Genomic DNA, 26,636 nt, shown 5'->3' on the forward strand with positions numbered 1-26,636 from the left:
GTTTGTCGGAGAGTCAATATTCTGAGAGACTATCCCGATGACAAAATTAAAATATACCCCTGAAATCAGAGAAAGAGCGGTTCAATTATTGATTGAATCTGAAAAAGATTATCCATCGAATTGGGCTGCGATCACCGCTATTGCTCCCAAGATAGGTTGTACTCCTGAAACACTACGTGTTTGGTATCAAAAATATTTAGATAAACTAAATCCAGTTAAAGTACAGCAGCTTTCAGATCAAGAACGTATTAAACAACTCTAACGTGAAAATAAAGAACTGCAACGCGCCAATGAGATTCTACGTAAAGCAGCCGCTTTTTTCGCCCAGGCGGAGCTCGACCGCCCACACAAATAATGGTGGATTTTATCCATAATAATAAAGAGCTGTACGGAGTCGAGGCGATTTGTAGAATTTTACCGATCGCACCCTCAACCTATTACCGGACTCTAGATCTCTGCGAAAATCCAGAACATCGAGCGAAACGAGATCTACATGATGAGCATCATGCTGAACAAATTAAACGAATTTGGAAAGAAAGTTCAGGTCGATATGGTGTGCGTAAGGTCTGGCAACAATTGAAACGTGAAGGTTATGTTATCGCACGTTGTACAGTTGCTCGATTGATGCAGAAGCTAGGTATACAAGGTGTTTGGCGTGGTAAGAATAAACAAACCACCCGTAGCCGAGATGACCAAAAACGAGCAGATGATTTAGTGAAACGTAATTTTACTGCTGATCATCCTGACCAACTGTGGGTCAGTGACTTTACGTATATTCAAACTCATTCAGGCTGGGTCTATACCGCCTTTATTATTGATGTGTTCTCACGAGCAATTGTTGGCTGGAAAGTATCTACACGAATGAATACAGATATGGTGCTCGATGCATTAGAGCAAGCATTGCATGATCGAGGCATGCCAAAGAATGTGATTCATCATTCCGACAGGGGTGTGCAATATCTTTCGATTCGCTATACCAATCGTTTAGAAGCAGCAAATTTACGAGCATCAGTCGGTACAACTGGTGATTCATACGATAATGCTTTGGCTGAAACGGTGAATGGCTTATACAAAACAGAGGTGATTGAATATTTAAAAGCAGATTGGCAAGGTTTAGCAGATGTACAACTTGCGACACTAAACTGGGTAGATTGGTTCAATAAAAAGCGTGTACACAGTGCACTGGGTTATGTGTCGCCTTTTGAGTTTGAAGCAATGTACTATGATAAGATTAACCCGTTAGGTCAGGTGGCCTAACTTAAATAAAAAAGTCTCCGACAAACCCGGTACGGTTCACCAATATGATGCCTCACTCGATGGCTGGGGGGCTCTAGAATTTTGGTGGCTATTCAGTCCATCATTACCTACATTCCAACTCTCTAGTTTTCCAACTAGCCCAGGTTATAATAGCCACCCAAAATACGATTGATCTATTATGAACACCTCCAATGACCCTTTACACGGCAAAAAACTTGCTGACATTTTGGATGAATTATTGGATTACTACGGTGGCTTTGAAGGCTTAAGTCACAAAATTGAAATTAGATGTTTTTGCATAGACCCAAGTGTTAAATCATCATTACGATTCTTGCGTACCATACCATGGGCACGTGAAAAAGTAGAAAGCTTATATTTGTACGTCTTACGCCAAAAGGCCAAACAGAAACCGTAGCCTCAGGCAACACCCCTCTCATCATAAAATTATACCAGTCAGTAAAATACCTTTAGATTAAGCATATGTATGTTGGTTATTATTGTTGATTATCACAATAAATTAGTGACCAAAAATCAAAGTACCCCACCCCATCTTAAATTACGTCACACAAAATAAAAACTCTATATAACTGTTATATATAGAGTTTATTAACGTACCAATTGTGTTATTTAGTGTATTTTATGTCGGTGACTCTTGCCAAGGTTGGGGTCGCGAGTTCGAGTCTCGTTTCCCGCTCCAGATTTTGAAAAGCCTCTATTGAAAGATAGGGGCTTTTTATTTTTGATTTATATAATTTTTTTCTTCTTAATAAAGCCGTGATCGTCTTTGTATTCTCGATATCACGAAGTCATATTAAAAAACTTTGTAACCAAGATGTGACCAAATTGTGCCCACGTTATAAAAATGAGCTCAATTGATCTTAAATGATTTGAAACTGTGTACAAAAAACACTCTAAAAAATGAAGTACCTAAGGTCAATTTTTCTCTCTTTAGATGACAATGATCCACTATTTTTCTTTCTCAATCGTAATTTGTGACCAAGGCATTTTTTTGTGACCATTTGTGACCAAAACACTATTCAACAACATGATTTTCATTCATATTTTTAAAAACTAATAAATCTCCCACCTCTCCGTTAAGAGCAATACAAATCTTATCAATAGTTTCAAATGACTGATCAGCTCTGTCCCATTCATCATGAACATATGACTCTAATTGGTGGTCATTTAATTTGTAAATCGTGTGCTAATGAGAACGTAATCCATGTGCAAGAACAGCATTCAGCTGAAATACAGAAGCATCTTTTACAGCAAAGACTTTCAAATTCAGGGTTAGGGTTAAGGAAAAGATACATCCACTGTGGTTTTAAAAACTTTAGCATCACGAAAGTAGCCCAAGAAGATGCAGTGAATCACTACCAATGCTTCGCTCAAAAACTCATTTCTGGTGAATCCTGTAATCTTGCTTTATTAGGCTCTTCAGGTAATGGCAAAATGCATCTTAGTGCTTCGATTATCCGAAATATATTACACAGCAGTTTTTGCTCAGTGAGGTATTTTATTAGTGCAGAGATTGCACAAAAGATGATGGATTCATGGTCTGATCATAGCTCTAGCGAAGATGAAATTATTCGACAGTTAACGAGTTTTGATTTATTGGTCATTGATGAATATGAAATACACGATCGCCATGAGAAACGTCTGGAAATGGTGCATAAAGTTTTATACAGTCGTTATGATCAGATGAAGTCAACCTTACTCATTTCTAACTTTTCTCTTGCTCAATTTGAGAGATTTAGGAACCAGACTTTGGTCTAGACTGCATGAAAATGGTTTGATGATTGTGCCGTGCTATTAGGATGACTATCGGAAACGTTAAAAAGATCACTCATAAATAGAAAGTGTCCGCTATCATAACTGTTAAGCGGACTTTCTATTTTGGGCTTACAATGCTAACTTTTTATAAGCCGTATTATGTTAATTTTAGATATTCTTCACTTAACACTTAGCCACTATTAGCTAAGTGTAGTAGTTTCTGAACATAATCAACTGCGCTTTGATCAACATCCTCAGAAGTTGGATTACTTTCTGTACCGTAAAATGCATAGATTGGTTGGTAATCAGCCTCGACATATAAAGCGGTTAACTCAAAAGGATAAAGTGCTTGATTTAACGGTAACTGATATCGTCCTGTACCCGAGTAATCTTTTGATTTAATACCAGCAGAAACAGCAAGCATAATTTTTTTATTTTTCAGCTTATCACCTGTTGAACCATAAGCCCAACCATATGTAAAAACTTCATCTAACCACTGTTTAAACAATGGTGGACAGTTAAACCAATAAATAGGAAATTGGAATATCAAATTTTCATGCTCTTCAATAAGGGACTGTTCCTTAGCAACATCAATTACTCCATTTGAATAAGCCTTATAAATTTCATGAACTGTAAATTCATCAGGGTGTTTTCTTAGCTCTTCAGCCCACCGTTGATTTACAACAGATTCATTGATTTGAGGATGTGCGACTATTACTAACGTCTTCTTCATCGTTGAAGTACTCTATTTAGTTTTAAAATTGATGAAACAATTATATATTTGCGCTTTACTAAATATAAGTACGGTACTTAATGTTATATACTATACAAAATGATAGTACAGGAATTTAAAATGAGTGAATGTGTTCCATCAAATACACCCCTAACAAATACAGGGTTTGGATATACTCTTTCTCTGATTAATGGAAAGTATAAAATGATCATTATGTACTGGCTTTATGAATATAAAGCAGTAATGCGATTTAACGAGCTACAACGCTCTATAGGTAACATTTCATTCAGAACTCTTAGCAATACGCTTAAAGAAATGGAGAGAGATCACCTTATTATTCGTAAGGAATATCCTCAAATACCTCCAAAAGTAGAATATAGCCTTTCCGAACGAGGATTATCTTTAATCCCTTTATTGGATATGATGTGTAAATGGGGAGAACGCAATAAAAATCTTTAAAATTAACTTATTTAACATAATGGTGCTTATACGAAGTCGCTATATTAATTTTATTTAAAACAATTGCTTGTATTAATTTTAAAAGCCCAGTCTCTCCAGATCGGGCTTTTTTCTGGATTTTTCACGCTCCACGCCTATTCTTTGATCAAAGTTCCACAACGTTGCTTAGCTTGAGTAAATATTCAATTTTGTATTTGTTTAAGTTGTCGAGCAAAAGCTAAAAGCTCAATCTTTTTATCTTCATCTAGACTATAGAATATTTAATTCAATTCTGCTAAGTCATCTGTGGGTGCATAAAAAAAGATAATGGGAATTCCAATATCTTTGCTATCTGCGAAGCCAGCAGAACGTAAGGAGTATACTTACCTCTTTCGTATTGATTCATTCGGGCACTAGTCGATGATTCATCGCTACCCACTAAAATACCAAGCTTTTCCTGAGATAGCCTTTTAACTTTACGTGCAAAACCTAATCGTGTTGCAAATATATTTGAAATATTCAATTCCATCAGGGTGTGTTGACATTTCGCGATCAAATACTGATCTATAAAGATAGCCATAAAAATATGCAAGCCAGAGCAACTGAACTTTCATAATTTCTTTTGAGCTTATCATACCGAGTGGCTATTTCTCTAAATTGCTTTAATCTACAAAACGTGTTTTCAACTAAATGCCTGATCTTATATAAATACCACTCCATATGATCGTTATTTGACTGACTATTCGATTTTTTAGGTATATTCGCTTTAGTGCCTGTCTGTCTAATCTGTTCTCTTAATGGTTCTGAGTCATAGCCCTTATCTGCACATACCATGTCTGTTTCGGTTAACTCTAATTTCGATATTAACTCTGGCGCAATTTTAACATCATGCGTGGTTCCATCAGTAATCATAGAATCAATAGGGTGACCATGCGCATCAACAATTAAGTGTATTTTTGAGGATTTTCCTCCCACACTTTTAGAAATGGCTTGATTAGGGATACCGCTGAATGTTGATGAGTACGAACATGAGAGCCATCAATAAAAATCCACTCCATCTCTGAATGAGATGCCAATAACTTCAATAATATAAGAAACTTCCCACTGTTTGACCAACGATTAAAGCGTTTAAAATTGAATTAGATTGGCCAAAAGCAGAAGGAATATCTCGCCAAGGACAGCCTGTTCTCATTCTATATAGAATAGTTTCAATAAACTTACATAAATTTGAGTTGTGATGAATAGATAAATTACGCAAAATAGCTTTCAACTTTTGCCAGTGTTGATCTGTCAGCATGGTAAGAGGCATAACGAATAGTAAAATTGGGTTTGGCGATTTAATTTTACTATTTCGCTATTTTTTTATACTAAACATGTCAACACACCCTAATTAACAATGAAAAAATATGCAGCCTACTCAACTCTGTGAATCAGATGAATATCACTTAAAACAGCGCAATAAAATAGAAAAAAACTATTAATAAAATCAAAACTATCAATTTTACAGATTATAAATCTAAATTCATAATTAACACATATTCCGAAGTTAATCTTAAAGCAGAGATAGAGCAACTTCCTCAAGGATGTTTCTCCCAACTAACATCCTTTTCAGCCCAACCACTCTCTTATCGGTTGGGTTTTTTTTATCTTCAGTTTTATTATCCAAATATCTTTTTATAGTAATGTTCATTTATCAAAGATCAAGCAAAAAAAAGCCCAACCTTGGGGAAAGCTGGGCATATAAAAAGTAAAACTTTTAAAACAATTCGTTTGAGAAACTAAAATTCGACCAAACCAGTCAAGATTTCTTGATGCAATTATCTAAAAAAATTTGATTGATGTAAAGCGTATTTATATAAATTACTATGTTTTTTTCCTGATTTTTACCATTCTTTACAGAGCGGCATCACACTTCTTCATATTAATGGTTAATGTTTTAACAATTTTATCTTTTTAAACCAAACAAACATCATTCGATTTAATTTTTTAGTGTGATTAATTTCACATTAATACACATAAAAATAATAAATTTGGCATGATATTCACTTTAAAGAAAAATATTTAAAAGTTTTTATCAATTAAAAATAAATTAATAATTTAATTTTACAATCAAAAAACACGCTTCTTTTTACGCTTACTTACATTTTTTGGGTAGCAATCAAGCTTCTAGCTAATTGTAAAAATAGTAATTTTTTTCAGGTTGACAAGATTTATTTCAAATGATCACTTTTTATTCAGATACTTAGCTGACCCAAGAGCCTTGACTCTGCCTGTTTTTAATATCATTGACTTCATAAATTGTTACAATACAATGACCGCAGCTTAATTTTCTTGTTAACGCTGGAAACTACTATGAAAAAACTCGGTTTAGCCACTGCTTTACTTTTAGCCATGACCGGTGCTCACGCATATCAAGTTGAAGTTCAAGGTCAATCAGAATTTGTAGATACGACTGCGAATGATAAAAACTTTACAGGTGACCTTAACGGTACATTCTATTTAAAGGATGTTGATGCATCTAAAGGCCCTTTAGCTGAAGCCGCATTTTTGAACCAAGCTTCTAGCGTTTCGCTTGGTTATAGCTATCAGCAATATGATGTGAAAGATGGTATTAATTACCACATTGGCACTTATGGTGCAAAAGGTGAAGCTTATCTTCCAACACCTTATGTTCCTGTTTATGCAAGTGCATCTTATAACCATACCGATGCTGATGGTAAAAATGAGATCTCTCGTGATGACCACGGTGACCGTTACTCACTTGAAGTTGGTGCAATGTTGCTTCCTAACTTCTTAATGGCTGTCGGTTATACCAGCGTGGCTGATCAATTCTCTTTAGATACTTTTGGTATCATGAACAATGGTATTTACTCGGCAGTCAATCAAACTGCTGCGATTCAAGACGATCAAGATGCTGTGACTGCACGTGCGAAGTATGTGGGTCCAATCGACGGTACGAATATGGCAGTCGGTTTTGAAGTTGCTGGTGCGTTTGGTCAGGAAAATCAATATGGTTTAAAATCTGATCTTTACTTAACACCAAAACTCAGTGTTGGCGCAACATTTATTGGTAATGATGGCGAAGCAAACATTAAAGGTGATGATTTAGGTCGCTTTAGACAAGCTTGGGGAGCGAATGTAAATTACTTCATTACTCCAGCTGTTGCGGTGGGTGCATCTTACCTGAAAGCAGATGTTCAAGGTTCAGATCTTGATACGCAAACGATCGGTTTGAACGCTAAAGTTCGTTTCTAATAGATTCTAACTTTACAAAAAAAGAGGACTCAAATTGAGTCCTCTTTTTTTGCGTTAGGTGGTTCGCACAACATTTAAGAAATATAAATGGCGTTCATATTGATCAATAATGTCCTGAATCAAATCTTATTGTGTCCAGTCCATCACATCATAATTCTGACCACCCTCTCGTAGAAACACCTCTGCCTGAAAATATTCTTCATTTTCGGTAGCTTGATCTTTCACCATGAAGCTTGGTGGCACTGTTTCACGTGAAACCACATTATAAATAAAGTTAATTTCATCATGGTGATCCACTTTCAACACCAAACCATTTTCAGTGTTTTCTATTTTTGCTGTCAAATGTCGACGACGGAATTCTTTTTGAATACTTTCAAAGGCCCTATTCACTGTCGTCTGAATATATTCATCCACTTCCTGCTTGGAATGCGGATAATGCATAATCAAGCCTAAACGCTGTTGCCAACTACGCGGATTTTGAATCGCGCGCGGCGTAGTACGCGCCTCTTGGATTGACTGCATTTTGGTACTGTCAATCCTCAGTGCTTTAATTAAACCCCAACAAATCAATAACATGATCACCGTGAAAGGCAAAGCACTCATGATGGTTGCCGATTGCAAGGCGGTTAAACCACCTGCCAGCAATAAAATAATGGCCAAGGCTGCCATGACCACAATCCAGAACAGACGTTGCCATACAGGTGAATCATCGGATTTTGCAGTCAGATAATCGACCACCAGTGCACCAGAGTCTGCGGATGTCACAAAAAATAAAATCACCAGAATCGTGGCCAGTAAACTCATTACACCAGATAGAGGCAATGTGCCCAAAAACTCGAATAATGCAACCGATGAATCGCCTTGTATCGCGCTAAGTAAACCTATATTTCCATCATGTAAGACACTATAAAGCCCCGCATTGCCCATAAATCCCATCCAGATCAGGGTGAATCCAGTCGGAATAAATAAGACGCCAATGATAAACTCACGAATGGTGCGACCTTTGGACACTCGAGCAATAAACATTCCCACAAATGGTGACCATGAAATCCACCATGCCCAATACATAATCGTCCAGCCACCAATCCAGCCTGTAGGTTGATAGGCATAAAGATTAAAAGTCATATCAAACAGGTTAGAAACATATTGTCCTGCATTTTGGATAGTCGTTTGCAGCAGATAAATGGTTGAGCTAGCAAAAAATACGAACAGCAATAAAATGACAGCCAATGCCAAATTAAGTTCAGCAAGACGTTTAATCCCTTTATCGAGTCCTAATCCGACAGACAGACTCGCCATGGCACTGACCACAACAATCAGGATAATTTGTGAAGTCGCGGAGGTTTGCAAACCAAATAAATAGTTCAGACCCGAACCAATTTGAGTGACACCAAATCCGAGCGTGGTCGCCACCCCAAAAATAGTTCCAATCGTTGCAAAGGTATCGACCGCATCGCCTGCTGGCCCATAAATTTTCTTACCAATCAAGGGATAGAGTGAGGAACGAATTTTTAGAGGAAGATTATGTCGATAGGCAAAGTAGGCCAGTGACAAGGCTACTATGGCGTAGATCCCCCATGCATGTAAGCCCCAGTGGAAAAAGGTAACACGCATCGCTTGCTGTGCAGCAAGAATGGTTTCAGGCTCTCCTGTCGGGGGCGTGACATAATGCATAATCGGTTCTGCCACACCAAAAAACATAAGCCCAATCCCCATCCCCGCAGTAAATAACATGGCGAACCATGAACTATTACTGTATTCGGGTTGACTATGATCAGGACCGAGTTTGATTTTACCACTTGGATAACATGCAATAATAATCAGCAAAATAAAAAAGAAAGCAACTGACAAGACATAAAACCAGCTAAACGACTCAGTAATCCAGTCTTTCAACTGCTGAGTCAATAATTCAAAGGAATTGGGTGCAATAATGACAATTGCGAGAAAGATCGCGATAATTGCGAGTGTACTGAAAAACACATTTGGATTGATATTACTCATCCAAGATGACGTTTTGGAAGGCATAGATCCCCCAGATTATTTTTTAATAAAAACGTGATCTCTCGATCACAGAAGACAACACAAAAAAGTGGCAAGAATATATAAGAGGATATTGATCTTAAAAAGTAAGAGCCGCTATCTCTCACCCTTTGTATTTTATGGAGATTTTTCATTAGAAACGTTGTAGAGCTGTAACAAAACTTTATTGATCGTTATAAATTCAATCTTTTGGACTGTGTCGCGTGTACTGCAATGCAACTAAACGGGTAACAATCACTGCCAAATACATAACCCCTCCAAACATCTGGATAATCGCAATGACTCGGGCTGCTGCACCTGAAGGCACAATATCGGAAAGACCTGTAGCGGATTGCAGACTAAAGCTTAAAAAAAGGATGTCTAACCAGCTTTTTAAGCCAATATGTTCAGGCTTAATAAAACTGTTAGGATCGATCAACTGACAAATATTGTAGAGAAAAGCAAAGCCCCATGCCAATAAAGTAAACACTGCTCCAGCCGCAAACATTTCATCTTTGGTCAAATAACGATCGGCAAACATATAACGTAATAAACCATAAGCCGCATAAAAATAAGCCAGACTCTCAAAAATATGAGCTGTAATTTGTATGGCTGGTTCGCGATAACCTAGCAGAATTAGAATTGAAAAAAGTAATGCACCACTCACAAAGAATAAGCCCAGCGCAGTAAAAGCAGGTGATTGGCGTATGACTTTGGCAATAAGCAATAATGCCAATGCACCCAATACCCAGCTGATGGCACGATAAGAAATATGACTATCATGGCTAATAGATGAAAGAATTAAAATAAAAAACTGAACGATCAATAACCATGCTGAAGGTAATAAGCGAAAGCCTTTCCAAAAATCTCTGAATGCCTGCATGTCATATCCTATATTTTTTGTTCTTTTATCAAAAAATTTGTTTTAAGGTTTTTCTATCTTCTCTTGCCCTATCACCAAGAGTAAAGATCATCTATGTAAAAATGTTTCACAGAAAATGATCAAAACACTGTAACTTGTTACAGTCGACTATCGCATAATATTTTTAAATAATTCAATAAGGTTATAACAAATGAAACGCGCTTCAGTTTTTCTCAGTTTGAGTCTGGTTTTAGTATTGACCGCTTGTGGTAAAACCAATCCAATGCTGGAACAGCATCCTGACTATATTGGGAACTGGCAAAGTAATACCGACAGCTTAAAAATTGAAAAAAATGGTCAAGTAACCTATAAACACAATGAACATCAGGATCAGAAAACCTCAGATCGTGAAGTCAGCCTGACAGAGCACTCCGATATCAAAGCCAGTATTACCCAATTTGATGAGCATAGTTTTGAAATTGGACAAGGTGATCTGGGTAAAAGTTTTAGTGTTGAGCATGCGCCCTATCAAGAAAATGGCCAATGGAAAATGCAAGTGAATGGTCAGATCTATACTAAAAAATAAGTCACAACAAAAATAATGTCGCTCAATTGATCATTGATAAATTTGATCGCATAAAAGCAAAAGTCCTCGTTCTAACGATGACTTTTGCTTGAAGAATTTTAAAGTTTAATGATCTGAAGCACCAGAGATGCCGACACCTGTCATTGAGCGAACATATTGTGCATCAAATGCTTTACGTTCTGCTTTGGCACGTGCTGAATGATCTGTGATTGAGAAGAACCAGCAACAGAAGAATGACAGTGGCATTGCAAAGATTGCAGGGCCATTAAATGGATTGATTGGTGTATCAGAAATCTTCAAGGTATCTACCCACACAGCTTTAGAGAGAATAATCAGAACAACCGCAGTTAATAAACCGACGACTCCACCAATAACCGCACCACGTGTTGTTAAACCTTTCCAGAACATCGACAAAACCAGAATTGGGAAGTTGGCACAACATGCAACCGAGAAAGCCAATCCCACCATGAATGCGACGTTTTGCTTTTCAAACAAAATCCCTAAAATCATCGCAAAGATCGCAAGACCCATGGTTGCAATTTTAGACATGCGTAATTCAGACTCAGGTGTTGTTTGACCTTTTCTAAAGACGTTGGCATACAAGTCATGTGAAATTGCAGATGCACCTGAAAGAGTTAAACCTGCTACAACCGCGAGAATCGTTGCGAAAGCCACTGCTGAAATAAAGCCCATGAACAAGTCGCCGCCTAATGCATCACTTAAATGCACTGCTGCCATGTTGTTACCACCAACGAGCTCTAATTTACCTGTTACCGCAGCTTTTGCCACATCAAGGAACTGTGGATTGTTTGAGACAAACAGGATTGCACCAAAACCAATAATAAAGGTCAGCAAATAGAAATAACCAATAAAACCTGTTGCCACAACCACTGATTTACGTGCTTCTTTCGCATCTTTTACGGTAAAGAAACGCATCAAAATATGTGGCAGACCTGCTGTACCAAACATTAAAGCCAAGCCTAGTGAAAGCGCATCAATCGGATTGGATGCCAAGCTACCTGGCCCCATGATTTTGCTCGCCTCTTCAAAGCTGATATGACGCACATTTGAATAGACATCAATCGCTTGGGTAAACATATTACTGAAGCTAAAACCAACCGCTTTCATGACCATGAAGGCCATAAAAGTTGCACCTGAAAGTAATAATACTGCTTTGATGATCTGTACCCATGTTGTCGCTAACATACCACCGAAAATTACGTAGGCCATCATCAGTAAGCCCACAATAACCACAGCAATATTATAGTTCAAACCGAATAATAGTTTGATTAACTGTCCCGCACCGACCATTTGTGCAATCAGATAGAATGCAACCACGACCAATGAACTAAATGCAGCCAAAGTACGTACTGGCTTTTCTTCCAGACGGAACGACACTACATCTGACAGGTTATATTTACCTAAATTACGTAAGCGTTCTGCAATCAGGAATAAAACGATTGGCCAACCCACCATGAAACCCAGTGAATAAAGTAAGCCGTCAAAACCAGAGCTAAACACCATCGCGGAAATACCAAGAAACGATGCTGCCGACATATAGTCACCCGCAATCGCCAGGCCATTTTGGAATCCTGAAATTCCGCCGCCCGCAGTATAGAAATCTTTGGTATTTGTGGTTTGCTTGGCTGCCCATTTGGTAATGAACAGGGTTGCACCCACAAAGATCACAAACATGATAATGGCATGCCAGTTCGTTGCTTGCTGCTGTGCTTGACCTAGATCAGGACTTGCCATGGCAGCTGTGGACAACATCGCACTTGCTGCTATTGCGGCCTGTGTCTTGAATGAATTCCATTTCATCATTAGTGTAATCCTTTCTCGTGAGTAATCGCCTCAACTTCTTTTAATGCATCTTCATTCAGTTGATCGAGGGTATTATTGGCAATGTAGGAATACACTGCACACAATACAAAGGACAATACGATAATGCCTAAACCTAAAGGAATTCCCCAAGTTGTCACACCACCACTAAATGAACTCATTAAAAATTCTTTGTTGTAACCGACCAGTAGCATGAAGCCGACATAAACAAACAGCATGATTGCTGTCAATGTCCAACTGAGTCTCGCTTTCTTGCTTACCATTTCTTTAAATTTTGGATTTTGTAGAATTCGCTCTACCTGAACGTCATCCATAAACTACTCCTTTTACAGCGACCGTCGATGGGCGCTTTTTAATCCTTTTTCTTTACGCTACTAAATTAACAAGCTTGTATGAGGTTCGTAACTTAGACTTTGGTCGCTAAATTTTGTACAACATGACAAGCTTTGTGACGGCTTAAGGTATGATAGTCCAAGCGTTGAACAGTTTAGGTGCTATGAACAGCTGGCTTATTATTGGGGTATTGGCCCTTTATATTTTAGTCTTATTCCTGTGTGCTTTTTTTGGTGAAAAGCATGCCAGTCGTTTGAGTACACGCGGACGAATGTTGCTGTTCAGCTTAACCTTAGGCGTTTACTGTTCCTCATGGACATTTTATGGTGCGACAGGTGCTGCTGTTCGTGAAGGCATCATTTTCCTGCCGATTTATTTAGGGCCACTGCTATTTATTTGGTTCGGCTACGATATTTGGCGCCGTCTGGGACGAGTCCGCCGCCACCATGCAATTTCTTCGATTGCCGATTTTATTGCTGCACGTTATGGCAAAAGCGGGACATTGGCTTCGCTTGTCACAATCCTTGCCGTGATTGCCATCATTCCCTATCTGGCCTTGCAACTACGTGCTATTGCCCTCAGTGCTTCGGTGGTACTTGATCAGGGGCCGCATTTAAATACCACCACCAACAGTGTTCTGTTAATGACTGGCGTTCTGGCCATACTGGCTATGATGTTTGGGACGCGCCAGATTGCCAATACCGAACAACATGGTGGTTTAATGCTGGCGGTAGCATTTGAATCATTCGTTAAACTTTCTGCGCTGATCTGTGTCGCATTGTTTTTTATTTTTGAAACGCCGAATAACCTGCGGCAAATCAGTCATGACGTGGCCAAAACTTTTCATGAAGTGCAATTATTTGGTGTTCCAGAAACTTTCTGGATTCAGACTTTACTTGCAGGTCTGGCGATTATTTGCTTGCCACGCCAGTTTCATGTCGCGGTGGTCGAGCTGCGTGATGAAAAACATATTCGTGGCGCTCGGCGTTGGTTTGCGGTGTATCTGATTTTAACCACGCTTGCCATTATTCCCATCGCCAGTTGGGCGCTACATGCGGCACCTCAGTTTTTAACAATTCCAGATGTCGCGGTGCTGTCCTTGCCGCTCAGTTATAATCAGGAATGGCTCACCCTGCTGGCTTTTTTGGGTGGTTTTTCTGCTTCTACAGGGATGTTGCTCGTGTCTTCGGTAGCACTGTCGATTATGCTAAGTAATGACTTGATCATGCCTGCATTGTGGCGCTTTAACCTGATTTCGCGCCACGATACCCGTTTGCCTCAAATGCTAAAATTTACCCGTCGCATCTGTATTTTAGCGGTGATGTTACTGGGTTTTTTATTTTTTCATTTCTTTAATGATATCGATCAACTTTCTGTTTTTGGCCTATTGGCCTTTAGTGCCGTTGCACAGTTTGCTCCAGCCTTGATTGGAGGATTGTACTGGCGTGGTGGTAGCCGTCAGGGGGTTTATGCAGGCTTAATTGTTGGCTTCTTGATGTGGATGTACACGCTGCTACTGCCTACCATTTTAATAAGTTTACCTGATCAATATCAGGATTTTTCCTATCACTTTCTTCACTCAGGTCCTTTCGATATTAGCTGGTTACGCCCAGAAGCACTCTTGGGTTTTGAATCTTTTGCACCCTTGACGCATGGGGTGATTTGGGCGCTGGGTCTAAATATTATTTTATATGTCTGGATTTCCCGTATTTATCGTCCAAGTGTGGCAGAACAAATTCAGGCAGAAAGTTTCTTTTATTATGAAACCAAGCCTTTACCTGCACAACATACCTCGACAGATATGAGTTATTTGCATCATGATGCCGCGCGACTGCGGGTAGGTGATCTGATTACACTCGCCAAGCGTATTACGGGTGATCGTCCAACCCAACACGCATTTGCACAATTTAGTAGTCAAAACAACGTCCTCTTAAATGAACACAGTTTTGCCAATGGTATGTGGTGGCGTTTTACTGAACAATATCTGGCGGGAACCATTGGCGCTGCCTCTGCACGAACTTTGCTCACCACGGCCATGGTCAATAATGGTCTGGCTTTGGGACAAGTCGCCAATATTCTGGATCAGGCATCACAATGGCAACGCTTTAACCAAAACTTGTTGATGACTATGATTGATCACATGACACAAGGCGTGAGTGTCGTTGATGAAAACATGTGTCTGGTCGCATGGAATAACCAATACTTAAAGCTGTTTGATTATCCTAAAGATTTGGTCTATGTCGGCTGCCCGATTGCAGATCTGATTCGTTATAACGCCGAAAGGGGTGAATGTGGGCCGGGTTCCGTCGAAGAACATGTCCGCAAGCGTATTCACTGGATGCAAGTGGGAAGCGCTCATGAATTTGAACGTATTCGTAAAGATGGTCGTGTCATTCAGATGCGCGGCAACCCGATTGAAGGGGGTGGTTTTGTCACCACTTTTGCTGATATTACCGCGTTCCGTGAAAATGAGGCGGTGCTAGAAGCACGAGTGATGGATCGAACTCAACAGCTCGCGGATGCTTTAACTGAACAGCAATTGGCACGTGAACAGGCAGACAAAGCCAATATGTCGAAAAGCCGATTTATTGCCGCTGCCAGTCATGATTTGCTCCAACCGATGCATGCGGCTCGCCTGTTTAGTACCGTACTTGAACAAAGTGTGCATAGTGAACAAGAACGTCAAACCCTGCAACAACTTGACCGCGCTCTTTATGGGGCTGAAAGTATGCTATCAGCCCTGCTAGATATTGCCCGACTAGAAGGCGGTTCATTACAGCCGAAACGACAGGCTTATCCTTTGCATGATTTACTGAGTGATTTATCGCTGCAATTTAAATCAATTGCTGCGCAGCGCAATATTCAGCTCAAAGTCCATGATGCCCAATTCTGGATTGATACCGATCCACAGTGGATTCGACGCATTATTCAAAATTTTGTGAGTAATGCCTTGCGCTATACCGCCTCTGGGCGTGTGGTGGTGGGTGTATTGCGTTCAGCTAGAAAACCTCAACATATCCGCATCGGGGTATGGGACACAGGTCCGGGTATTGCGGAAGAACAACGGATTAAACTGTTTCAGGAATTTGAGCGTTGTGGTCATACCTCGCCATGGGGTGAACAAGGTTTAGGTCTGGGTCTAGCGATTGTACAACGGATGACCAGCCTGCTGGATTATCCTGTAGAGGTTTACTCTGAGCTTGGAAAAGGTTCCACTTTCATGATTAAAGTGCCTACCGTTCCAGCACCACAAAAGACGGTTGCCGCCTTGCAACAGAATACGGCTATTCTGGCAACAGGTTATCGGGTGCTGTGCTTGGATAATGATGAAACCATTTTGGATGGTATGGCCGCTTTATTGTCGAAATGGGGCTATGATGTATTTAAGGCAACTGAACCAGAACAAGCCTTGACTATTATTCAGACTGAAAATATTCAGGTCTGGTTGATTGATCAACATTTAAATCGAGATCAACTTGGAATGGACTTTATTTTGGCACATCGCCCTGCCTCTGTGCCTGTGGCACTGATTACCGCCGATTCTGATCCTGAATTACCTCAGCGATTAAAAGAAATGAATATTGTACTGCTGAAAAAACCACTAAAACCCGCTGGATTACGTGCATGGTTATCAGGTCTAAAAATTAGTTCAGACGCATAAACGTTAAGTCGAGCTTTTGCATTTCAGAATATTACCGTGACCTTTCAAGATGAAAATTGGCGTTTTATTTTGACAAATAGGCAAAAGTGCTCAGAAAATGAGCCTTTTGCTATTCCCCAATTGACCAAAGTTTCCAATTCACAATCCACTATGGCAAAGTCTCACCAATTTGTAATAAAACATGCGCATAGTTAGTTACAATTACATAATATATTGTTTTTTATCAATATTTAACAATTAAAATCCTATATTAAACTTTAGTCTAATACCCCTTGCTTTCTGAATACCGCATAACAAGAAAAATAAAAAGTCGACTCCATGATGCACGGGACCTTCACTATTTTGGCTCATCCAAAAACAGCATGGAAATTCGCAGAATTATTTTCAAGGACAAAAATCATGAATATTTCAGAGGCAGTTCCTCACGGTCAACATCAATCACTTCAGTTCTATCGTGAATACAGCGCCAATGCCTTACTCCCAGACATCGACTGGCAAGCGTTATTTCCTCATAGCAAACTTAATCCAACCCATGTGCAAGCCCTAGAAAGTATATATCGCAGTGCAGTGCCTCTGGCATTGAATGTATTCAATGAACTTCACTTTGATGTATTTGCACCTGCTACCTATCATCCACAAGGTTTGGGTTTATTTGACAAACTTGCACAGCAAGAAAGTACACTGCTTGCAAGCCTTGAAGCGGAAACTGTGACTCTGGATCATGCGACACGCCACCAAATCTGGAGCATGTTACTCCGCGGTGGTGCAGTTTTAGTCTTTAAGGCATGGTTAGGTCGTGTTAAAAATAACAATGATGAACTTGATACCACTCAATTTGATGAACTTTCTGATTTATTATTTATTAAAACGCCCCCTCAGCAACTCGCACAATATTTAAATGTAGAAGCAAATGCCAATCTGGATCATATCTTTTTAATGTATGGCGATGATATTTTCCTTGATCGTTTTAACAGTCTGGAAACAGCGGCTTTATTTGTTGATTTGGGCGTTTATGACGCGGCTGTTTTGAGTTTGCGTGATGATCGTGTTGCAGATTATCTCAAACAAAAAGGTTATGTGACTCAAGAACAAATTGATGATTTGCAATGTGCGCTCAATCCGCTATATTGCGACAACGTGACCTTAAAACAAGATTGTCTCGCATAAATCATGCAGTGATCTAAACCCGTTAGACTAACCGGGTTTAGATCATGTTGAATACATCTGCACCTGTTGTGTCATGGTCATCCTCGTACAGACACCTCTTAACGTAATGCACCAATATAATGATGCGGTACCTCTTCCTGCTGAAGTTCGGCTTGTAATTCTGGACTTGTGTTTCTCAATCCAGAAAGCTTGCCTTCGATTTTTGGACTAGTTTTTAGACTTTGAGTGGTAGCACCATTTAAAATCTTGTCTAATTTTTCCGCCAAATTTTTAAGCTCACGATCATCCACCGATGCAGCCAAGTGCATGATTTCTTGGGCGTAGTCGTTATTTTTTGCCATATAGACGGCATCCACCACTCGTCCAGTTTCACGGCGCAACCTGACATAAAGCTGAGTTGCCAAGCTAAATAATTCATTATTGACCAATGGATCATCTGTATAGATTGTTTTCATGTTCTCACTCCTGATTGATTTAAACCCCAACGTCCTGCGGGCATTCGCAGGACATTGTTATGGCTCGCACTCCGATTAAGGAATATGTTCTCCATGTTGAGCCAGATCCAATCCAAGTTGTTCTTGTTCTTCATTCACTCGAAGTCCGATCATCTTATCGAGAATAAACAAAATAATGAATGAAATCAGTGCACTGTAAATAAAGGTTACGATTGCACCAAGTGCCTGTACGCCGACATGCGCTTCTACGCCTGATAAAGTTTTTTGCGCAAATACACCCGTGAGAATGGCTCCTACAATGCCTCCTACACCATGAATCCCGAAAACATCTAAAGAATCATCGGCTTTGAGTAATCGTTTTAGACCTGTGGCTCCCCAGTAACAGCACACACCTGCCAAGACACCGATCATCAGCGCACCGCTAACGCCGACAAAACCAGAAGCTGGTGTAATCGCCACCAGTCCTGCGACAGCGCCAGAACATGCCCCTAATAAAGTGACTTTTTGACGCGCTAAATATTCAACCAAGCACCATGTCAAAGCCCCTGCTGCGGTCGCAATTTGAGTCACTAACATCGCCATACCTGCACGACCATCGGCTGCGCCAGCCGAACCTGCGTTAAACCCAAACCAGCCGACCCAAAGCAATGAAGCGCCAATAAAGGTGTACATCAAATTATTTGGAATAAAAGGTTCGCGACCATAACCACGACGCTTGCCTAACATATAGGCACAGACTAGCCCTGCGGCACCTGCATTAATATGCACCACCGTGCCGCCTGCGAAATCCAGAGCACCTAGTTGAGCCAACCATCCACTTGGTTCCCAGACCCAATGGGCAACTGGCACGTAGACTAATAAAATCCAGAACACCATAAACAAGATCATGGCTGAAAAACGCATTCGTTCAGCAAACGCCCCTGTAATCAACGCAGGTGTAATGATGGCAAAGGTCAACTGGAACATGATCCAGACGCTTTCTGGAATGCTGGGCGCAATATGACTCACCGAAAGCTTTTGTTGTACTAAATTGAAGTCAACTCCATTCAACATGACCCGATCCAGTCCACCAATAAATGGTGAATGAGGCGTAAACGCCAGACTATAACCAATGACCACCCATAAAATAGTAGAAATGCTTACAATCGTTAGACTTTGCAAAGAGGTTGCCAATACATTCTTTTTTCGCACCATTCCTGCATAAAACAAAGCAATACCTGGAATGGTCATCAATAAAACCAGTACAGTTGAGGTGAGCATCCACGCTGTATTTCCTGCGCTAATTGTACTCATATCGGTCATATATGGTGCAGTTTCTGCCCAGCTCTGCTGGGTCATAAAAACCATGCTTAATAGTGCAATCGCTGCATATTTCAATTGATTATTCTTCACATGCATCCCCTAAGGTCATTTGTATCTGCCTTTTTTGTAATTACTATTTAAATGATGACTAGGCTGGATTTAGCAAAAAACGCGCCAATGATTTCTGTTTATTTCTTTTTTTAATTGAATTAGTTAATTTAATAACGATAAATGTGATGCATTTATCACTTTGATAAAATCATGAATTGGATTACCACTGAATTGCGTCATCATGCATGCTTTTTTCAAGCCATAAAAAAGGATCTCCTGAGAGATCCTAATCATGAAAATACATACTTATTCACGTGCTTTATTTTCTTTTTTCTTCAATATTTAAAGCATTAATGGCCAGAACTGCCTGAGTACGATTTTGCACGCCTAACTTTCTGAAAATTGCGGTGACATGGGCTTTAATAGTTGCTTCTGAAACATCCAGTTCATAGGCAATTTGTTTGTTCAACAACCCTTCAGCCACCATCATCAAGACACGGAACTGCTGTGGTGTGAGTGACTGAATACGCTCTGCCAGTTCAGTTTCATCAGCAGCGCGCGGGTCAAAACTCACATTATTAGGTAAGTTTGGCGGCAACCAAATTTCCCCTTCCAAGACCTGACGAATCGCTTCACCAATATGGCTCGGATGAGCTGACTTTGGAATATAACCCATTGCCCCATGCGCGATGGCACGTTGAATAATCGAGGCTTCTTCGTGTGCAGAAACCACAATAATCGGAATGGAAGGATACTGCGCCCGCACATGAACCAGCGCTGAAAAGCCAGATGCTCCTGGCAGGTTTAAGTCCAGCAATACCAAATCAGGTTCAGAACCACTTTCCAGACGCTCATAAAACTCATTGACGGCAGCAGTCTCATGAATCTGCGCCTGAGGAAAACTATATCGCACAGCTTGAATGAGAGCATGACGAAACAGCGGATGATCATCAACGATTAATATATTCATAAGCGAAATGAGAAATCTTTGGCACGGTCAGATTAATTCTAACCATACTCTGGCTATTAAGGATATGTCATATTATCCCAATTTTTGTCCAAATGTCGGATCAGTCGTTCATTTTGATCAATTTTTTCCATTTTTACGATCAAGAAAAAGTTCAGCAATTTTTGATATAATCCCAGTTTGAAATATTATAAATATATGATTTTATATTATATTTATAATATTCAAATAGTTATCCCTATAAAAATCAAGATTATCGTCATGTGAGCGATATATCTAAAAAAAAGATAAGTTTTGGTCATTTCCTTATTTTACCTAGACCGCTCAATAGGAATTAATAAAGACAGTTTTATTAATGTGATTGAGTTTATTCATGTCTAGTTCTCATGCTTCGTTAAATCCTTTAAATATTGTTGCGGTTTCTGGTGGTTTAAATACCCCTTCTAAAACAGAAGCACTGGTTCAGGAAATTTTAAATGAACTCGGTGAAGCCACCCCGATCAATGTCCATTTTATTAAATTTAGTGAAATTGGACATTTATTAGGAGGTGCAATTTATCGCAATCAATTACCACAACGGGTTCAGGATGATTTAGCCAAAGTTGAAGCGGCGGACGCACTCATTGTGGGTACTCCCGTTTATCGCGCTTCATTTACGGGTTTATTTAAACATTTTTTTGATTTTGTTGAACAAACTGCATTAGTGGATGTTCCTGTGCTTTTGGCAGCATCAGGCGGTAGTGATCGCCATGCATTGGTATTAGAACATCAGTTACGTCCCTTGTTTAGCTTCTTTCAGGCCCAAACTTTACCGATTGGTGTCTATGCGACAGATCGCGACTTTACCCCTGAATACACCATTAAAAGTGAATTATTGCGCGATCGCATTACGTTAGCAGTCGCCCGTGCTTTACCTATTTTGGAATGGGCACCTGCCAAAGGTCAACGCGCTGAAGTGATCAAATCCAAAACTGAGCAAGCCAATCAAAATCTGGGCATTAATAAACAAATTGAACAGGATGAAGTGCTTCCCTCAGCAGCAGTTCCAAGTCTGGATGCGGCTGAATCACGCCTACATCATAAAATTAATAAAAATTTAAAAACCAATGTCGCTTAAGACGACGAAACACTTTTAGAGGGTTTGACCATGTCAGAATTTTCTTCCCAGCCGATTCAATTTGCTTATTGGGTTCCCAATGTCAGTGGTGGACTTGTGGTCAGTAATATTGAACAGCGTACAGACTGGAGCTACGACTATAATGTGCGTTTGGCTCAGGTAGCCGAAGCCAATGGCTTCGATTACGCCCTGACTCAGATCCGCTTTACCGCAGGTTATGGGGCAGAAAATCAACATGAGTCGGTCAGTTTTAGTCATGCCCTCTTGGCCAAAACTGAAAAGCTTAAAGTGATTGCTGCGATCTTACCTGGCCCATGGAAACCCGTTTTGGCGGCCAAACAACTGGCAACCATTGATTATCTGACTAATGGACGTATTGCCATTAATGTGGTGAGTGGTTGGTTTAAGGGGGAGTTTGATGCGATTGGAGAAGAATGGCCTGAACATGACCAACGTTATGTGCGTTCTGAAGAATTTATCCGTAGCATCAAGGGTATCTGGACAACGGATAACTTTAGTTTTGATGGTAAATATTACCAATTTAAAGATTATACCCTCAAACCAAAGCCGATTCAGAAACCGAGCATCGAAGTCTTTCAGGGTGGTAGTTCACGTGCTGCCCGCGATATGGCGTCACGGGTTTCAGACTGGTATTTCACCAACGGCAATACGGTTGAGGAAATTCAAAAACAAGTGGATGATATTCGTGCCAAGGCCAAAACAAATAATCATCAGGTTAAAATTGGGGTCAATGCCTTTATCATCGCCCGCGATACTGAGCAAGAAGCACAAGCCGTATTACAGGAAATTATTGATCAAGCCAACATTGAAGCAGTCAATGCCTTTGATGACGCAACCCGTCAGGCAGGCGCAGCCAGTCCTGAAGGTGAAGGTAACTGGGCAAAATCCACTTTTGAAGATCTGGTGCAATATAACGATGGCTTCAAAACCAATCTGATTGGCACACCTGAGCAAATCGCCGAGCGGATCGTGGCACTCAAAAATGTTGGTGTTGATTTGATTTTATCTGGCTTTTTACATTTTATTGAAGAAGTAGAATATTTTGGTGAAAAGGTTCTGCCTTTAGTTCGTGAATTAGAGTTACAACAACGGGTACAAACGACTGCGAAGTCGGCTTGAGTCAAATAAGTTTGAATAAAAACAATAAGAAATATGCTGTAGCCTAATAATAATCACTCGACCTCAGGACTCGGCTTGAGGTCTTTTATTTTCATTAAATCGATTGTTAGATGAAGTGTGCTATGCACTTTTTTTAAGAATAAAAACTCGGCTCAGGGACTTTCCCCGTCAACACCCACTCGCCCACTTCCTGATATTTGTAGTCGATCGGATCATGCAAGGTTTGAGTGCGTACATTGCGCCAAAACCGATCCAAATTGAGCTGTGCAGTTGTGGCACGTGCGCCCATCACCTGAAAAATATTCTGAGTAATGAAAAGACTGCTTTGCGTCGCAGCAATTTTAGCTGTGGCAATCGCAACAGATACTTCGCCACGTTGCGGTGCAGTTAATTGTTCTCCCTGCTGCCATGCGTGTTGTAACAGTTTGACTGCTTTTTCTGTCAACAAACGAACACTTTCAAGCTGAACATAAAATTCGGCAAAATGCTTTTGAATATAAGGATCTTGGATTGCGGTTTCAGCACTTGATTTAAACCATGCTTTTTGTGACTGAACGGCTTGTCTGGCCGTTTCAAATGCCCCTTCGGCCACACCCCAAAATAAATGCACAAATATTAATTGAGCAATCAATGGTCTTAAACTGGCATAAGGCGTACTTAAAGGGCCAGGATTTAACAATAATTCATCTTTAAAAATTCTCACTTGTTCAAAATGCGTTGTACCACTATCGGTTTGACGTTGTCCCATATTATTCCAGTCACCAAGAAAATGAATTCCCTCTCGTTGGCTTGGAATCACTCCGATGCGTAATTGATCGTTTAAATAACCTGAACAGAGCAAAAAGTCAGAGTCCATTGAACCAGAACAAAAGCTTTTATCTCCATGAAACAGATATTCATCTTCACTCAGTTGCTCGATTTGTACACGCTGATCTAGCGGATTAAGTGCATTTCCCCAAAATAATTGTTGCTGCGCCGTTTGTTCAAACCATTTGGCATATTGTTTAGGTTGGGAAAATAATTGTACGGTCGCAATCAGTAAATGATGAAATCCATAAACATGTGCCAATGAACTATCAGCCTGTGCAATGATTCGAATCGTGTTAAAAATGGTTGTCCAGTCTGCTCCGATTCCTCCATATTGTTGAGGAATCGATAAGCTCAATAATCCACTGGCACGGAGTTGATCGCGCTCAGTTTTTGGATTACCACCTTGTTTATCACGCGCCGCTGCTGTCTTTACAAATTCAGATGCCAGTGTTTGGGCAATTTCAATCGGATCGTTGTGCAGTGAAAAATCAACGGCATTCATATTTTTCATCCTTGCTTTATTTTTTAAATCAGTTCAATAGCCTAACAAACTTAAGCCAGTTGTTTTATCACAATCTTGAAGATACTCAGCATCAAAATAAAAATACCGTCTTGGCGACGGTATTTTTAGCAATTAAGATCAACGATCTGGATAAACGGTAGCAATCAAATGCTCCACCACCGCGGGTTCTGCCAGTGTTGAAGTATCACCCAGACTGTCCAGTTCGTTCGCCGCAATTTTACGTAAAATACGTCGCATGATTTTTCCTGAACGGGTTTTCGGCAAAGCAGGCGCCCAATGCAAAGCATCAGGGGTGGCGATCGGTCCAAGTTGTTTACGTACCCATTGCACTAATTCTGCCCGTAATTCTTCAGACTCAGCGACTCCTGCCTGTAAAGTCACAAACGTACAAATACCTTGTCCTTTAATTTCATGCGGCATCCCCACAACGGCAGCTTCAGCAACATGCTCATGAGCGACTAAGGCACTTTCAATTTCAGCGGTTCCCAAGCGGTGCCCTGAGACATTGAGTACATCATCGACACGCCCAGTAATCCAGTAGTATCCATCTTTATCACGCCGTGCACCATCGCCCGTAAAATAACTGCCTTTAAATGTGGAAAAATAGGCTTCAATAAAACGATTCGGATCGCCCCAAATCGTTCGCATTTGCCCCGGCCATGAGTCCTTAATGATCAAATTGCCTTCAGCTTCGCCCTCAAGTTCATTGCCTTCTCCATCCACTAGCGCAGGCTGCACCCCAAAATAAGGTCGAGTTGCAGAACCAGGCTTTAAAGCAGTAGCCCCCGGAAGCGGAGAAATCAAAATTCCCCCCGTTTCGGTTTGCCACCATGTGTCGACCACAGGGCAACGAGCTTCACCCACAACATTGTAATACCATGACCAAGCCTCAGGATTGATTGGTTCACCGACTGTCCCTAAAAGTCGCAAACTGCTACGGTCACTTTCGCGGACATAGGCATCGCCTTCACGCATCATGGAACGAATTGCCGTTGGTGCAGTATATAAGATGGTGACGTTATGTTTATCGACAATATGCCCGATGCGCGCCCATGTTGGATATTGCGGAACGCCTTCAAACATTAAGGTCGTCGTTCCGTTAGACAAAGGTCCATAAAGCAGATAACTGTGCCCTGTGATCCAACCCACATCGGCTGTACACCAGTAAATATCGTCCTGTTTTAAATCAAAAACTTCTCTAAAGGTCGAATTCACATAGACCAGATAGCCGCCTGTGGTATGCAACACGCCTTTGGGTTTTCCTGTTGAGCCAGAAGTATAAAGAATAAATAAAGGATCTTCGGCATTCATCGGTTCAGGCGGGCAAATCTCATCAACTTCTGTGATCACTTCGTGATACCAAAGATCACGCCCTTGTTGAAAGTGGATTGGATTACCTGTGCGATGCACCACAATCACATGCTCTACGCTATGGGTTCCATCGAGTTTTAGTGCTTCATCGACACTTTCTTTTAGAGGAAGTTGTTTCCCACCACGCATACCCGCATCAGCAGTAATGACCAGTTTGGCTTGACTGTCTTCAATTCGACTCGCCAATGAATCTGGAGAGAATCCACCAAAGACCACACAATGCACCGCACCAATACGCGCGCAGGCCAGCATGGCAATCGCGGCCTCGGACACCATTGGCATATACAACACCACACGGTCGCCTTTGGAAATACCATATTTTTTTAAGACATTAGCAAAACGACAAACTTCTTCGTATAACTCTTTAAACGAAATAATTTTATGCCGTGAAGGGTGATCACCTTCCCAAATAATCGCAGGTTTATGTGGATGTTCTTTGAGATGTCGATCCAGACAGTTTGCACTGACGTTTAACTCACCATCAGCGAACCATTCGATCTTAAAATTGTCGGTGTCATAACTGGTATTTTTGACCTGTGTAAAGGGTTTGATCCAATCCAGTCGTTTCGCTTCGGCTGCCCAGAACTCTTCAGGTTGCTCGATCGATTGCTGATAACGCTCAAAATAATCTGCTTCAAGCGTCCGCGCTGTTTTTTTAAATTCTTCGGGTACTGGATAGATGTCATTCATGCTGTTCCCTTCCTTGATGTTTGATATCTCATCACGAGATTTTGTCAGTCATTTACTTATTGATTTTTATTCCGCCTTAAGCAGTATGAACACAGCATAAAAGTGCAAACAATAATGCTTTGGTCTTAGTTCAACATAGCCTAATTTTTTAGTTCAGACATTATCTTTTCGAATAAAATTATTGATTTTTTGTGTACTTAGCTATACTTTTTTTAATGAAGATTTCAAACTGTAGCTTCACTAAAGCTTAAGAACTGTAACATTTCATCCGAATATAACCATTC

Annotated in this window: 18 protein-coding genes, 4 pseudogenes and 1 other annotated feature; of the genes and pseudogenes, 10 read left to right on the forward strand and 12 right to left on the reverse strand. The window is 40.3% G+C overall.

Annotated features, from left to right (window positions below; all coding sequences use genetic code 11):
* The first annotated feature begins 37 nt into the window (after positions 1-37).
* Positions 38-1,257: pseudogene (locus I6L31_RS09960) on the forward strand (IS3 family transposase).
* Positions 313-429: a sequence feature (AL1L pseudoknot), on the forward strand. Its footprint overlaps the pseudogene before it by 117 nt.
* A 178-nt stretch (positions 1,258-1,435) precedes the next feature.
* Positions 1,436-1,672: a VF530 family protein gene (locus I6L31_RS09965; protein WP_005005662.1), complete on the forward strand. Its 237-nt coding sequence runs from the start codon at positions 1,436-1,438 to the stop codon at positions 1,670-1,672.
* Between the two features lie 618 nt (positions 1,673-2,290).
* Here the strand turns inward: I6L31_RS09965 and I6L31_RS18365 are convergent.
* Positions 2,291-2,455: a helix-turn-helix domain-containing protein gene (locus tag I6L31_RS18365; protein ID WP_126624527.1), complete on the reverse strand. Its 165-nt coding sequence runs from the start codon at positions 2,453-2,455 to the stop codon at positions 2,291-2,293.
* On the opposite strand from I6L31_RS18365, the pseudogene I6L31_RS09970 reads away from it, so the two are divergent.
* Positions 2,386-3,073 (forward strand): annotated as a pseudogene (locus I6L31_RS09970) (ATP-binding protein). The gene I6L31_RS18365 and the pseudogene I6L31_RS09970 overlap by 70 nt on opposite strands.
* A 147-nt stretch (positions 3,074-3,220) precedes the next feature.
* Here the strand turns inward: I6L31_RS09970 and I6L31_RS09975 are convergent.
* Positions 3,221-3,763 (reverse strand): NAD(P)H-dependent oxidoreductase, encoded by a 543-nt coding sequence (locus tag I6L31_RS09975; protein ID WP_004985760.1) that lies wholly within the window; start codon positions 3,761-3,763, stop codon positions 3,221-3,223.
* Positions 3,764-3,883: 120 nt separating this feature from the next.
* Between I6L31_RS09975 and I6L31_RS09980 the strand changes: the two genes are divergently transcribed.
* Positions 3,884-4,222, forward strand: coding sequence for a winged helix-turn-helix transcriptional regulator (locus I6L31_RS09980; RefSeq protein ID WP_004985763.1), 339 nt, complete (start codon positions 3,884-3,886; stop codon positions 4,220-4,222).
* 543 nt (positions 4,223-4,765) lie between these two features.
* Here the strand turns inward: I6L31_RS09980 and I6L31_RS09985 are convergent.
* Positions 4,766-5,510, reverse strand: a pseudogene (locus I6L31_RS09985) (IS5 family transposase).
* A 1,043-nt stretch (positions 5,511-6,553) separates the two neighbouring features.
* Between I6L31_RS09985 and omp33-36 the strand changes: the two are divergent.
* Positions 6,554-7,456: a porin Omp33-36 gene (gene omp33-36, locus I6L31_RS09990; RefSeq protein ID WP_004985773.1), complete on the forward strand. Its 903-nt coding sequence runs from the start codon at positions 6,554-6,556 to the stop codon at positions 7,454-7,456.
* A 54-nt stretch (positions 7,457-7,510) separates the two neighbouring features.
* Here omp33-36 and I6L31_RS09995 read toward each other — a convergent pair.
* A pseudogene (locus I6L31_RS09995) lies at positions 7,511-9,481 on the reverse strand (BCCT family transporter).
* 196 nt (positions 9,482-9,677) lie between these two features.
* Positions 9,678-10,358 (reverse strand): ion channel, encoded by a 681-nt coding sequence (locus tag I6L31_RS10000; protein ID WP_004985776.1) that lies wholly within the window; start codon positions 10,356-10,358, stop codon positions 9,678-9,680.
* A 190-nt stretch (positions 10,359-10,548) separates the two neighbouring features.
* Here I6L31_RS10000 and I6L31_RS10005 point away from each other — a divergent pair, with 190 nt between their 5' ends.
* Positions 10,549-10,923, forward strand: a complete 375-nt coding sequence (locus I6L31_RS10005) for a hypothetical protein (protein WP_004985778.1) — start codon at positions 10,549-10,551, stop codon at positions 10,921-10,923.
* A 105-nt stretch (positions 10,924-11,028) separates the two neighbouring features.
* Here I6L31_RS10005 and I6L31_RS10010 read toward each other — a convergent pair whose 3' ends face one another.
* Complete coding sequence (locus I6L31_RS10010) at positions 11,029-12,744, reverse strand: cation acetate symporter (protein WP_010588677.1); 1,716 nt, start codon at positions 12,742-12,744, stop codon at positions 11,029-11,031.
* 2 nt (positions 12,745-12,746) lie between these two features.
* On the reverse strand, positions 12,747-13,079 hold the full coding sequence (locus tag I6L31_RS10015; protein ID WP_004985785.1) for a DUF485 domain-containing protein: 333 nt from the start codon (positions 13,077-13,079) through the stop codon (positions 12,747-12,749).
* 182 nt (positions 13,080-13,261) lie between these two features.
* On the opposite strand from I6L31_RS10015, the gene I6L31_RS10020 reads away from it, so the two are divergent.
* Positions 13,262-16,759, forward strand: coding sequence for a hybrid sensor histidine kinase/response regulator (locus I6L31_RS10020; protein ID WP_035272523.1), 3,498 nt, complete (start codon positions 13,262-13,264; stop codon positions 16,757-16,759).
* Positions 16,760-17,158: 399 nt separating this feature from the next.
* Entirely contained in the window at positions 17,159-17,926 is a 768-nt protein-coding gene (locus tag I6L31_RS10025) for a hypothetical protein (RefSeq protein ID WP_005005652.1), read from the forward strand.
* Between the two features lie 98 nt (positions 17,927-18,024).
* Here I6L31_RS10025 and I6L31_RS10030 read toward each other — a convergent pair whose 3' ends face one another.
* From I6L31_RS10030 to I6L31_RS10040, 3 genes are all read right to left on the reverse strand, one after another.
* Positions 18,025-18,381, reverse strand: coding sequence for a hypothetical protein (locus tag I6L31_RS10030; RefSeq protein WP_005005650.1), 357 nt, complete (start codon positions 18,379-18,381; stop codon positions 18,025-18,027).
* 75 nt (positions 18,382-18,456) lie between these two features.
* Positions 18,457-19,773 (reverse strand): ammonium transporter, encoded by a 1,317-nt coding sequence (locus tag I6L31_RS10035; RefSeq protein WP_005005649.1) that lies wholly within the window; start codon positions 19,771-19,773, stop codon positions 18,457-18,459.
* Between the two features lie 280 nt (positions 19,774-20,053).
* Positions 20,054-20,704 carry a response regulator gene (locus I6L31_RS10040; RefSeq protein ID WP_004985802.1) on the reverse strand — a complete coding sequence of 217 codons (651 nt, stop codon included), beginning with the start codon at positions 20,702-20,704 and terminating at the stop codon, positions 20,054-20,056.
* Positions 20,705-21,074: 370 nt separating this feature from the next.
* Between I6L31_RS10040 and msuE the strand changes: the two genes are divergently transcribed.
* Together msuE and sfnG are read left to right on the forward strand one after the other, a co-directional pair.
* On the forward strand, positions 21,075-21,818 hold the full coding sequence (gene msuE / locus I6L31_RS10045; protein WP_004985804.1) for an FMN reductase: 744 nt from the start codon (positions 21,075-21,077) through the stop codon (positions 21,816-21,818).
* A gap of 30 nt (positions 21,819-21,848) precedes the next feature.
* Positions 21,849-22,958 (forward strand): dimethylsulfone monooxygenase SfnG, encoded by a 1,110-nt coding sequence (sfnG, locus tag I6L31_RS10050; RefSeq protein ID WP_005005648.1) that lies wholly within the window; start codon positions 21,849-21,851, stop codon positions 22,956-22,958.
* Between the two features lie 133 nt (positions 22,959-23,091).
* Here sfnG and I6L31_RS10055 read toward each other — a convergent pair whose 3' ends face one another.
* Positions 23,092-24,270 (reverse strand): acyl-CoA dehydrogenase family protein, encoded by a 1,179-nt coding sequence (locus I6L31_RS10055; RefSeq protein WP_005005645.1) that lies wholly within the window; start codon positions 24,268-24,270, stop codon positions 23,092-23,094.
* Positions 24,271-24,408: 138 nt separating this feature from the next.
* Positions 24,409-26,352, reverse strand: a complete 1,944-nt coding sequence (gene acs / locus I6L31_RS10060; protein WP_005005643.1) for an acetate--CoA ligase — start codon at positions 26,350-26,352, stop codon at positions 24,409-24,411.
* Positions 26,353-26,636 lie beyond the last annotated feature (284 nt).

Source organism: Acinetobacter septicus, from assembly GCF_019355975.1.
Lineage (GTDB): Bacteria > Pseudomonadota > Gammaproteobacteria > Pseudomonadales > Moraxellaceae > Acinetobacter > Acinetobacter ursingii.